The sequence below is a fragment of the Sulfuricystis multivorans genome (assembly GCF_003966565.1).
GTDB classification, from domain to species: Bacteria; Pseudomonadota; Gammaproteobacteria; order Burkholderiales; family Rhodocyclaceae; genus Sulfuricystis; species Sulfuricystis multivorans.
This window is the reverse complement of the sequence record NZ_AP018718.1, coordinates 439,130-451,380: the sequence shown is the minus strand read 5'-3', so window position 1 is coordinate 451,380 and position 12,251 is coordinate 439,130. Positions and strand designations below refer to the sequence as shown.

The window sequence follows — 12,251 nt, the reverse complement described above, 5'->3', positions numbered from 1 at the left end:
AGATCAGAACTTGTAGCGGAGTTCGGCTGCGAAACTGCGGCCGGGCAAGGGAAGATTGTCCACCAGCGCACGACTCGAGTATTCGTGCAGGTCGCGGTCCGCCAGGTTGCGGAGGGTGGCGGCGAATTCCCAGTCGCTGCCGTGGAAGTAGCGCAGACTGGTCGACAACAAGAGAGCGCTGCCCAGCGGCATGCGCGGATCATTGGCGGGCAGCGGGCGCCGGTCGAACCAGTGGGCCTGTAGGTTCCAGTGCCACTTCGGTGCGATCATCCAGTCGGCACGCAGATAGGCCTGACGCCGCGGAACAGCCAGATCCCGCAATGGATCATCGACGGCGCCGAGCTGCATTTGGCTCACATTGCCGCTCAGCCGCAGGGAGCGACCCGCCTGCCACTGCGCCTCGAGCTCGATGCCTTGGCTTACATAACGGCCCAGGTTCGCAAAGCGATAGGGTGGCAGCGCTTCTGGCGCGATGACGTCACTGCGCACGAATCGATAGACATTCAAGCCGAAGTTCAGGTCGCGGCTGGCACGGTAGTTGAACGACAGCTCCACGGTGCGCGAGCGTTCCGGCCGCAGATCGGGGTTGGCCGCATTGGCTGCCGTCTGCGAATACAGCTCGAGATACGATGGGGCGCGAAACGCCTGGCCATACATCAGCTTCGTGGTCAGCCGCGGACTGCTCTGCCAGACCAGCGCCAGGCGCGGATTGAGCGTGCTGCCGAAATCGGAATAATGATCGTAACGCGCGCCGGCCGTCAGTTCCCATTCCGGGGCGATATGCCAGATGTCCTGGACGAAGAGATAGGCATTGCGCCGGGTTTTCTCGGGCACGAAAACGGCCGGCACGCCATTCAGCGTCTGACTGACGTCATACGGCGTCTGCCAGACATGGCCAGCGCCGAACTGCCCCAGATGATCGCGCCGGCCGCGATAGTGCGCCATCAGCTCGACATCGACCCGGCGCTCGGCGACCGCGAGCACATTGCGCAGCTCGCCGGGCCCCGGCGGCCGCTCCCAGAAACCGTTGCCGGAATCGTAGGCCAGATCGCGAAAGCGTGCCTCGCCGGAAAGCCCCCAATCGGCGCTCACGGCGTCGTTCTGGTAGAGCAAGGCCAGGCTCGACTGGCGATCTTTCGCGCGGGTGAGCGGATCGAGCACGGCCGCGCCGGTCAGCCCGATACCGACATCCTCGTGGCGCGTGTGATCGACCAGCAAACGCCAATGCTGCCGGGCGATCGATAAATGCAGATCGGCATCGTCATGGCCAAAGTAAGCATGCCCTGCGCTCCCCAGCTTGTCGCGGGCGATCCAGGGCGAATGGCCTTCGCTGCCTGCCAGATCGGCCGTGAAGGCGATGGCGAAACCGTTCCACTGCCCACCCTGCTGCAGCCAGCCCGCCCAGCTGTCATCGCTGCCGACCCGGAGCCCGGCTTCGCCGCCGGAAATCCTCCCGGCAGTCTTGGTGACTACGTTGATCACACCCGCCGAGGCATCCGCACCGAACAGCGCCGAGCCAGGGCCGCGGATGATCTCGATGCGTTCGATCATGTTCGCCGGCACACCCTTCCAGAAGATGCCGGGCGACCAGACGAGATCCTTGGCCGGCGCGCCATCGATCATCAACAACACATTGACGCCGGAAGCACCACGCATGGAGAGCAGCGGTTTGGCGCCGAACAGGTTGGTTTTCACATACACGCCCGGCACGCTTTGCAAGATTTCCATCAGATTCGTCGCGCCGGTGGCGCGCAGATCGTCGGCAGTGATCACCGACACCACCGCAGGAGCCTCGGCCATCGACTGCTCCATCTGGCTGGCGATCTTCACCGTGATGGCCATCTGCTCCTCCAAACTCAACGCCAGCACTTGCCGAATGCCTTCGCCCTCCCCGGCGAGCGCCGGCAAGGAAGACAGCATCACGAGCACAGCGACGACGCGTCGCACCCTCTCCCTGATCGTCATTTTCTTATTGCATGACCAGACAACTCTTTGTCATTATCACTCAAAACGCCAAGCGTAGAGTTCCCCAAAGGCGGCGTTCGAGCTGCATAGCACTTCCGGCTGCATACACCGGCAGACTGCCATTCGCCGCCTGGATGGCTATCGCTGCTTCCAAGCGCGTCGTGCCGATCGCGAATTGCCTGGCCAGACGGGCATCGAGGCGCTGCTGGGTCGGCAGGGGACCCGACCCGGCGCCCCAAGAATGACTGCCGAGCGACTGATAGATGACTGTGATATCCCATGCACCTGGCAACTGCTGGAACCAGGCGATCGTTGTGGCACGGCTGGGAGGGAAAGGCCGGTTGCCGTCTTCTTCCCAATGCAGATGCTGGAACGACTGGTTCAACCAGATTTCCGTCGTCTGGAAGGGTTTCCAGCGCAACTGAGCCTCGATGCCACGGCTGCGCAGTCCTGGCGTATTGCGAAAATCCTGTACCGGGATGGCCTCGCCGGCTGGAATACCGAACGGGTTGGCTGGCGTCACATACCAGGCGACGTTAGCACGGCGATCCTTGGCAAGCAGATCCTCCATCTTTTCCAGATAGGCGCGCAAGTCGAGCGTCAGCCGCAGTTCGCTCAGGTTGCCGAAATAGCCGAATTCGATCACCTTGAGTCTTTCTGGCTGCGCCCCACCGCTCGCCTTGTAGAGGAGAAAAGGCTGATGCGCCCAGGCGAGCAGGGCTTCGAGTCGCTTGTTCGCCGCCAACAGACTGGCAACATCCTGCGGATGGAAACGCACATCGCTGGCCAGCTCGAACAGGGTCGGCGTCCGCACTGCGCTGGTCATTCCGAAACGCAATGTATGCTGTGGCGCGATCAGATAATTGGCCATCAGGCGTGGCGAGAAGTAACCGCCGATGCGGCTGTGGTGAGCGGCAAAGCCGCCGGCATTGATCAGCCATTGCGGATGCGGGCGCCATTCGAGATTGCCGAACAGGCGTTCCTCATGGAGCGCCACCGGATCATCGGTGTTGTAAAGCGGCCGTGAAATGGCATTCTCGTAACGGTAACCGGCGCCCCACACGGCACGCAGCTGCTTCGCGAGCTGGGTTTGCTGCTGCAGTTCGAGATTGACGCGCCGACCGAAGCCATCCCCGCTGACGATGACGCTATTGTCATAAGGATAAGTGAAACGCTCACGCAGCGTTTCCTCATTGAAGCTGGCAGTCAGCTTGAGCTCCTCGCCAGGCCCGGACTGCTGCCGCCATTGGCCCAGCAGGTGGATATTGCGCCACCCCCGGCTACGAGGTGGATTGGCCGGCTGATCGGCAAAACCCTCGCCGCTGGAGCGATCGACTACCCCTGCGGAAAGCAGTAGCTCCTGATCGGGTGCAGGACGCAGGTCACCGCGGAAATGCAGCTGGCTGATGTTTTTGTCATCATAGAGATTGGCATAGCCGCTGTCACTGCGGCGTCCGGCGCTGAGACGAAAGCTGGCGGCGGGACCGCCCCAACCAATGCGCGCATAGTTGTCGCGGATCGCGCCGTCGCCTGCACTGACGGATGCCTCCACGCCATGCGTATCCTGGGCATGACGGGTGATGACGTTGATGACACCGAATAGCGCATTCGCCCCGTAGGCAGCGGAATTCGAGCCACGCAGCACCTCGATGCGTTCCACATCCTCGAGCAATACACCCATCATCCCGTCGGCCGTGCCACCCAGATAATAGGCCGAATAGACGGGCCGACCATCGATCAGGACCAAGTTACGGATGCCGTAGTCATCGAGAGGAGCATGATAGGAAGCGGTCGGATTGGCGCCGTTGTAACCGGACACCAGATAACCAGGCACCAGCCGCAGCACGTCAGCCAGTTCGCGTGCCCCGGAACGCCGGATCGTCTCGCGCTCGATCACCGTCACGGCGCCAGGCGTTTCGTTGAGCGGCTGGGCGAGGCGGCTGACCGTCAGCACCGTCGGCAGCTCGCCGAAATAATCGTTCTCCGACAGCTCCGTTGCCGCAGCTCGCGAGACGAGCAGCAGAGCCGAGAGAGTCACCAACTGGATGTGCATGCCAGCCATCTCAGGTGTCTCCGGGCATGACGCTTCCCCGCGCCAGAATCGCGGAGAAATCTTCGGCGGCCAGCGGGCGGGCGATATGGTAGCCCTGTCCGTAACGGCAACGCATCTCCTGCAGCAGCGCGAGTTGCTGCACATTTTCGATACCTTCGGCGACGACGCGCAAGCCAAGGCTGTTTGCCATCGCAATGATGGCCTCGACAAGCGTGCGATCGTTCCGGTCAGCGTGAAGATCGCGGATGAACGACTTGTCGATCTTGAGGGTATCGAGCGGGAAGCGTTTCAGATAGGACAGAGATGAAAAGCCAGTGCCGAAGTCATCGAGAAAAATGCACACGCCGGCGGCACGCAGACTACCGATCCAGCTCCGTGCGACCGTGACATCGCGCATCAGCACGCTCTCGGTGATCTCGATCGCGACACTTTCCGCCGGCAAACCATGGTGGCCGAGGCGTTCGAGCAGAAGCGCAGGCGGCAGCGCATCGGGAATCTGGCGTGCCGAGACGTTGATCGAGCAATAAAGCACATGTCCCAGCTGGCGCCACTGCGCCAGCTGACGGCAGACGGCATCGACCACCTCCAGGCCGATGACGCCGATCAGGCCGATTTCCTCGGCCAGTGGCACGAAAACATCCGGCGGTACTAGCCCACGCTGTGGATGGGGCCAGCGTAACAAGGCCTCGGCACCGACGATCTTGCCGTTCGCCAACTCGACGATCGGCTGATAGACCAACTGCAACTCGCGCCCCCCGACGGCGGCACGCAGATCATCCTCCAGCCTGCGGCGGTGCTCGGCCGCAGCCTGCAAGACCGGGGAGAAGAACGCCCAGCCGCGCCCGCCGGCCATGCGCGCACTGTGCAGGGCGAGTTCCGCTGCACGTAGCAATTGATGGGCATCGCCACCATCGGCCGGAAACAGGGCAACCCCCATGCTGACCCCAACCTCCACGGCATGGCGGGTATCATCCAGCCGAATGTCATAGGGCATCCTCAGCCGACTTGCCAGCTGGTCGATCCGGCCAGCGATTGCTTCCCTATCCTGAAGTCCAGCCAACACCAATGCGAACTCGTCGCTGCCGATGCGCGCCACACGATCCCTTTCACCGAGCTGCTCGTCCAAGCGGGTGGCGACGGCGAGCAACAACGCATCGCCGGCGGGGAAACCGAGTGCATCGTTGATCTGCTTGAAACCGTCGAGATCAATCATCACCAGGGCGAAGGGTTCGGAGAGGGAATCGAGCCCGGCAAGGCTGCGCTGCAGTCCGGCGCGGTTGGGAAATCCAGTCAGCGCATCGGTGACGGCCAAACGCCGTGCTGCCAACTCTTCCCTCTTGCGCTTTGTCACATCCGTGACGGTCCCCTGGACGTTGCCATCCCCAAGCGGCACCATCATCACGTGCAGCCAGCGCTCCTCTCCGCGCCGGTCGCGAAGCAGGAAATCGTCCGCCAGAGGCGCGGCATCGGTCTGGCCATCGAGACAGGCACGGATCATCGCCAGAAGTTCTCCGGGCGCATCCCAACGCGCATCGCTCAGCCAGCGGCTCTCCGCTGTTTTCTCCCCGGATAGACAGGCAAGTTCACGGTAGGCATGGTTGGAAGAAAGCAACCGACCATCGCGATCCGCAACGAATATGCCCGTGCCGGCATTCTCGAACAAATGGCGGTACTTGCGCTGGTCGATTTCATGCTGGCGGCGTAACCGGCGTTCCTGTTCCAGGGTAGCCACCAGCTGCGCCGTCAATGCGTTGATGTCGGCGACGAGTCGACCGATCTCGGTGGCTTCGTGCCCCACCGGGATAGGCAGGCGCTCGCCGCCGGCGGCATCGAGATGGTGCAGCCGATCGGAAGTCGCTTTGATCGGTCGCAAAACCAGCCAGATCAAGGCAATGGCCAGCGCGACGACCACCGCCAGCAGCTGACTGACGAGCAGCAGACTCGCCAACCAAAGTGTCTGTGCGATGCGCGCATCGATGAACGCGCGATCGGCCTGCAGACGGATTTCGCCGACCGTCTCGGCGGATTTGAAGGGTGAATGCAGCGCACGCACTACGAGCAGGGATTCGCGATCGCCGTCTTCCCGCGGGGTGCGCTCGACCCTTGCCAACTCTCGATCCCGACCGCGAATGACTACACTGCGCAGCTCACCGTTGCGCAGCAAGCCTTGCGCGACTTCCTTCGCCAGCTGTTCGTCTTCGGCGAAACAGGCGACTGCAGCGGTGCTCTCAACCGTATCGACCAGTTCGGCGAGACGAGTCAGCGCCTCATCATTAAGACGCGTGCCCACGATCTGACGCGCCAACAAGGTCGCGAGCACACCGACCAACAAGGCGATGCCTGCGACGGTCAACAAGCTGCGCACGAGAATGCCTTGGCGCCAATGCCTCGCCATCGCCTACTCCGCCAACTCGAAGACGATTTTCACACGTCGATCGGCTTGCGCGCGCTCGAGATACGCCAAGCCGCCCGGCTGACTGGCGACGAAGCGCAACGCAGCCTCGGCACTGCCGACCAAGCGTGGCGGCCGTGTTTTTCCGGAGAAGACCAAGCGCGCCCAGTAGGCATTGATCTCCGGCAGACTCTTGTTCACCAAACTGCGATAGAAGCGGGCGCGCAGCGCGGTATCGTCTTCGATGTCGACCGGCTCGGCAGCGATGCCTGAAGCAAGGCGCCGGTAACGGCCAAGGAAAATATTGACGACATCTTCTTCGCCGAGCCGTTCGATGCCGCTCGCCGGGTTGGCAACGACCACCAGCTCGGCACGCACCGCCGATGCGCTCCAAACCAGAACGCAGAGGATCAGGAAGAGCAAGGCACGCATGGTCAGAACACAAAATCCAGCGTGACGCTCAGCACGTCGGTCTTGCCATTCCATGCCGGATCGGCATTCGGAAACGTAAAGCTCGCGCCATTGCCGGCTCGCACCGCATCCCATTGCAGCTTGAACGCCATATCTCTCTGGAAGTCCCATCGCACCCCTAGCGTATGGGTGATCCGATCCACCGCCGCACCCGCCATGAACAGCCGGTAGTTCTCGCCCAACACCGGAACCGGCACGGCGGGCAGATCGTCACGGGGTTTCGATTTCCAACGAGATATCCCGATGAATGGGGTAAACCGCCCCAGTCGATAGGCTGCCAATACATAACCCGCATGGGAATCCTCGAAAACCTGGGCCTCGTGGCGGATGCGGTTCAGCATGCCTTGCACGAGCAGAGGGCCACGGTCGTAGACCAAGCCGGCAGAGAGATAACGCGTGGTCTTGTCTTTCGTCTGCAGCGAAGCCGCCGCCTCGAGAAACCCGCTGGCCAACAGCGGTGCTTCGAGAAAGCCGGTGTTCATGTCCGCTGCGAAACGAATGCGTGCCGCCTGCGCGCGCAACTGCCAGGGGCCGTGGGTGTAGTCGAGTACCAGGCCAGAGACAGGCGAACCGCTGGTATCCCAAATGCCTAACCCACCAGCAGCCTTCTCATGGGTGCGGCCCGTAAATGCCTTGACATGCACCAACCCTTCTCCCACCGGCAAGGTGACCGCTGCATCGGCGCCATCGAAATGGGAGAAGAACAACGGGCCGAAGAAATCCGCCGGCGGTCGTACCGTGAGATAGGAATAGCCGACCAGCCTCGAGTCGGCGAGCATCATGAAATCTGCACCGATGCGGCCCAGGCGCAAGGCAAGGCGCGGATCGGGCTCCCATTTCGCGAAAACCCACATCAGCTCGGGATTATGGCTTCGGTCGTAGTGCAGGCGGCTGACGACCTGGCCGACCAGCTCGAGCTCGGCCGTTGCGCGCCAGTTCGCTTGCAGGCCAAGGATGCTGTCGATGCGTCCTGACCAACGGCCCTCCTTGATGCCGACGGGCTGGGAGAGATCGCGCACGAACTCGGCCTGGTCGGCGGAAGAGCGTGCCAGGCCGAGCGTTCCAAAGCCGCGCAGCGAGAATGCCGCGCCATCGCTCTGTTCCTGTGCCGTTGCGCCGAAAGCACAAACCAGGAGCGCCGCGACCAGCCATGATCTGACGAGCATGTCTCTAACGCGCATGAAGGGCAACGTCACCCGCGAAGGATAAAAAAATCTTGCGCAAACATCCGCCCACCTCCAACCCCTCTCGCGGGAGGGGCGACTTCGTACGCGGCTTCGCCGCGAAGTTTGGCTGTCGATCGAGTCATAAACGTCGAGGGCATGGCTGATCGATTTCCACACTAACCCTGATATGTTTCGGTCGCTTCGATCCCGGCGCCTTGCATTTGGCCATCCTCGCGACGTTTTTGAACGTCCTGCGAGGTCGAGAAGAGTATCACGCGATCAACGCCGCCTGCTACCGCCGAGCAGCGAGCCGAGCACACCGCGCACCAGTTCCCGGCCGACCTGGCTGGCGATGGTGCGTGTCACGCTCTTCGCCGCCGCCTGTATCAGTCCGTCTGTCTTGCCGCCGCGCGGGCCGGTGCGGCCGAACAGGATTTCGCCGAGCAAACCGCCCCCCTCGCCCGCCGGGGAGCGGGGTGCCGTCCCGGAGCCGCCGACTTTCCCTGGCCTCGCCCCCCCAGCCGCGGCGGCTCCGCCAGTGCGGCCTTGCAGGATCTCGTAAGCCGACTCTCGATCCACGATCTTTTCATAGTGGCCATAGACCAGCGAGGAGCGGATCATCTGCTGGCGCTCGTCGGGGGTCAGCGGCCCGATGCGTGAGCCCGGCGGCAGGATCCAGGCACGCTCGACCACCACGGGCGTTCCTTTTTCGTCGAGGAAGGAGACCAGCGCCTCGCCGACCCCCAGTTCGGTGATCGCCTGCTCGGCGCTGAATTTGGGATTGGCGCGCAAGGTCTGCGCTGCAGTCTGCACCGCCTTCTGGTCGCGCGGCGTGAAAGCGCGCAGCGCATGTTGCACGCGGTTGCCGAGCTGGCCGAGTACCTTGTCCGGAACGTCGAGCGGATTCTGCGTGACGAAATAGACGCCAACCCCTTTCGAGCGGATCAGCCGCACCACCTGCTCGATCTTGTCGACGAGCGCCGCCGGCGCCTCGTCGAACAGCAAGTGCGCCTCGTCGAAGAAGAACACGAGTTTGGGCTTGTCCAGGTCGCCCACCTCGGGCAGCTGTTCGAACAGCTCGGCCAAGAGCCAGAGCAAGAAGGTGGCATAGACCTTCGGCGCATTCATCAGCTTCTCGGCGGCAAGGATGTTGACCACCCCACGGCCATCCTGCGTCTGCATCAGGTCGTTGATGTCGAGCATCGGCTCGCCGAAAAACCTATCGCCCCCCTGCTCCTCCAGCGTCAGTAGCCCGCGCTGGATCGCGCCGATGCTGGCCGCCGAGATGTTGCCGTACTGGGTCTTGAACTCTCCGGCGTTGTCGCCAACGAACTGCACCATTGCACGCAAGTCCTTCAGATCGAGCAGCAGCAAGCCGTTGTCGTCGGCGATTCTGAAGACGACCTGCAGCACACCTTCTTGCGTCTCGTTGAGACCGAGCAACCGTGAGAACAAGAGCGGCCCCATGTCGGAGACGGTCGCGCGCACCGGATGGCCCTGTTCGCCAAAGACATCCCAGAACACCACCGGGTTCGCGCACGGCTGCCAGTCGCCGATGCCCAGCATGGCGAGGCGCTTTTGCAGCTTGTCGGTCAGCGTGCCGGGCGCGCCAAGGCCGGAAAGATCGCCCTTGACGTCGGCGAGGAACACCGGCACGCCGATCGCGGAGAACTGTTCGGCCATGCGCTGCAACGTGACGGTCTTGCCGGTACCGGTGGCGCCGGTGATCAAGCCGTGGCGGTTGGCGAGATTGGAAAGCAGGCAAAGCTCGGCTGTGCCTGACCTTGCAATCGGTAATGATTTGTTCATGATTTCAACGAGATACGTCGCTTGTTGCAGGGGGGACGACTGCCAGGCCGGACGCCACCGACCTGAGACATCTCATGTGCGTTAAAACAACGGGTTGCAAAAATAAACTGAAAAAAGACTTCAAATATTGCCGTTATTTATTTACGATAGCACCCATTGGCTCAGATTGGCTCAGAACCGCACGACGATTGTAGCCCCATGATTCGCCAGCAAGCATCATGAATACTTTTCCCGACGCCGCCCGCATCGAGGAGATACGTCGTCTCAAACAGGAGGGCTTGAGCATGGCCCAGATCATCGATCGTCTGGAAGGAGGCGGCGCGCCCCGCCCCGCAAGCTTCAAACCGGCCGGTATAGCGGACGCACCCCTGCATCTGACGCTCGACGACATCACGCATCCCGCGTACATGATCAACCACGGCTTCGAGCTGATGTGGATCAATCCAGCCGGCCAGCACGTGCTGTTCCACGATCACCTCGAGCTGCCGCAGACCAGCGATCAGCGTAATCTGTTCCGCCTGCTGCCGGTGAGCCGTAACGAATGGGGCAGCCTGCTCGGCTTCCATATTGCGATCGCCAAGTCACGCCTCGGGCCGGAGTGCTTCGGCAACCTGTGCCGCGGCCTAGATCCGGTGAGTTATGCCCGCTTGCAAGCGGCCTATCTCGAAACCGAGGCCGCACCCGTTCAGCCTGTCGTGCAAACGACAGTGCTGTTGCCGGAAGCCGACGGCAGCGACAAGGAGCGTTTCCACACCGCTTTCGCCTCATTCTTCCGCGAGGGCATCTTCATCGTCCTGGTGCCGGAAGCGGAGCCGGCCGACGAGATGCTCAAGCTGCTGGCGCGCCGCGACGAGGTGATCCGCGGCCTGCTGAGGAAGCGCCTTCCGGTACTGACCGATCTGGCGGTGCTGGTCGCCGATCTGCAAGGTTCGGTGAAAATCTGTTCCGAGCTGCCACCTGAAGAGTATTTCGAGCTGATCAACGAAATCTGGCGCACGCTGGCGCCCACCTTCCGCAAATACAAAGGCACCTACGGCAAGCACGTCGGCGACGGCATGGTGTATTACTTCTTTCCGCAGCCAGACAGCCACTATCTGGCCAACGCTCTCGACTGTGCGATCGAGATCCGCCGCGAGATCCAGCGCCTGTCGAAGTCCTGGCAGATTCGCAAGCAGTGGTTCAACGAGCTGTACCTGAACACCGGCATCAACGAAGGACAGGAATGGCTCGGCACCTACCAATCGCCGACCAGCGTCGAATTCGTCGTGCTCGGCGACACGATCAACCAGGCTGCACGCATCTCCGACTTCGCACGCCACGGCAGCATCTGGGTGACCAAGAACCTGATCGGCAAGCTGCCGGTCGAAGAACGCGCGCGGGTTTCGTTCGGCGTGCGCCGCCGCGCCCCGGAAGGTCGCGAAGTCTTCGTCCCCTCGAGTTTCTCGCAGGTCGGCACGCTGCTCGAACAGGAAGGCGCGCGGATGGAAAAATTGCGCGACATCGCCAATCTGCCGATCACCGAAATCGTCGACGTGAAGCCCCGGCAACATCCGTAACTCTGCGTCTGCCTTAAAATAGGCTTCGTCTCCCGGCCCTGCAAAGGGCCGGCGTCATTTCCGCAAATCTCCATAGGAACTCACGCTATGGCCGGACATTCCAAATGGGCCAATATCCAGCATCGTAAGGGCCGCCAGGACGAAAAGCGCGGCGCGGCGTTCTCGCGCGTCGCCAAGGAAATCTCCGTCGCTGCGAAGCTCGGCGGTGGCGATCCGTCTTTCAATCCGCGTCTTAGGCTGGCGATCGAGAAGGCCAAATCGGTCAACATGCCGAAAGACAAGATCGAGAATGCGATCAAAAAGGGCACTGGCGAACTCGAAGGCGTCGATTACAGCGAAGTGCGTTACGAAGGCTATGGACCAGGGGGCGCGGCGGTGATGATCGATTGCATGACCGACAACAAGACGCGTACCGTCGCCGCGGTACGCCATGCTTTCAGCAAATACGGCGGCAACATGGGCACCGACGGCTGTGTCGCCTTCCAGTTCAAGCATTGCGGTCAGCTCGTCTTCGCGCCGGGCACCGACGAGGTGAAGCTGATGGATGCCGCGATCGAGGCCGGCGCCGAGGACGTGGTGACCAACGATGACGGTTCGGTCGAGGTGATCACCCAGCCCGCCGATTTCCTCGCCGTCAAGGAAGCGCTCGAAGCCGCCGGCTTCAAGGCCGAATTTGCCGAAGTGACGATGAAGCCACTCACTGAAACCGTGCTCGCCGGCGAAGACGCTGCCAAGATGCGCAAACTGCTCGACGCGCTCGAAGACCTCGATGACGTGCAGGAGGTCTACACCACTGCGGTGATGGACGAATAAGCCTCGTCCTGCCGTTTCGCCTGCGC

General features: G+C 62.2%; 8 protein-coding genes. 2 read left to right on the top strand and 6 right to left on the bottom strand.

The genetic code is table 11. The features are described from left to right. Nucleotides 1–3: 3 nt before the first annotated feature. The 6 genes from EL335_RS02150 to EL335_RS02125 all read right to left on the bottom strand — a co-directional run bounded on the left by EL335_RS02150 (nucleotide 4) and on the right by EL335_RS02125 (nucleotide 9,856). Entirely contained in the window at nucleotides 4–1,965 is a 1,962-nt protein-coding gene (locus EL335_RS02150) for a TonB-dependent receptor plug domain-containing protein (RefSeq protein WP_126444030.1), read from the bottom strand. A gap of 40 nt (nucleotides 1,966–2,005) precedes the next feature. Continuing rightward, complete coding sequence (locus tag EL335_RS02145) at nucleotides 2,006–4,027, bottom strand: TonB-dependent receptor plug domain-containing protein (protein WP_172599998.1); 2,022 nt, start codon at nucleotides 4,025–4,027, stop codon at nucleotides 2,006–2,008. Nucleotide 4,028: 1 nt separating this feature from the next. Then, nucleotides 4,029–6,413 carry an EAL domain-containing protein gene (locus tag EL335_RS02140; protein WP_126444028.1) on the bottom strand — a complete coding sequence of 795 codons (2,385 nt, stop codon included), beginning with the start codon at nucleotides 6,411–6,413 and terminating at the stop codon, nucleotides 4,029–4,031. A 3-nt stretch (nucleotides 6,414–6,416) separates the two neighbouring features. Next, nucleotides 6,417–6,842: a hypothetical protein gene (locus tag EL335_RS02135; protein ID WP_126444027.1), complete on the bottom strand. Its 426-nt coding sequence runs from the start codon at nucleotides 6,840–6,842 to the stop codon at nucleotides 6,417–6,419. A 2-nt stretch (nucleotides 6,843–6,844) separates the two neighbouring features. Further along, a complete protein-coding gene (locus tag EL335_RS02130) occupies nucleotides 6,845–8,047 on the bottom strand; it encodes a hypothetical protein (protein WP_126444026.1) in 1,203 nt (400 codons plus the stop codon). 279 nt (nucleotides 8,048–8,326) lie between these two features. Beyond that, on the bottom strand, nucleotides 8,327–9,856 hold the full coding sequence (locus EL335_RS02125; RefSeq protein ID WP_126444025.1) for a helicase HerA-like C-terminal domain-containing protein: 1,530 nt from the start codon (nucleotides 9,854–9,856) through the stop codon (nucleotides 8,327–8,329). Between the two features lie 218 nt (nucleotides 9,857–10,074). Here EL335_RS02125 and EL335_RS02120 point away from each other — a divergent pair, with 218 nt between their 5' ends. Together EL335_RS02120 and EL335_RS02115 are read left to right on the top strand one after the other, a co-directional pair. Further along, nucleotides 10,075–11,412 (top strand): adenylate/guanylate cyclase domain-containing protein, encoded by a 1,338-nt coding sequence (locus tag EL335_RS02120; RefSeq protein WP_126444024.1) that lies wholly within the window; start codon nucleotides 10,075–10,077, stop codon nucleotides 11,410–11,412. An 87-nt stretch (nucleotides 11,413–11,499) separates the two neighbouring features. Then, entirely contained in the window at nucleotides 11,500–12,225 is a 726-nt protein-coding gene (locus EL335_RS02115; protein ID WP_126444023.1) for a YebC/PmpR family DNA-binding transcriptional regulator, read from the top strand. Nucleotides 12,226–12,251 lie beyond the last annotated feature (26 nt).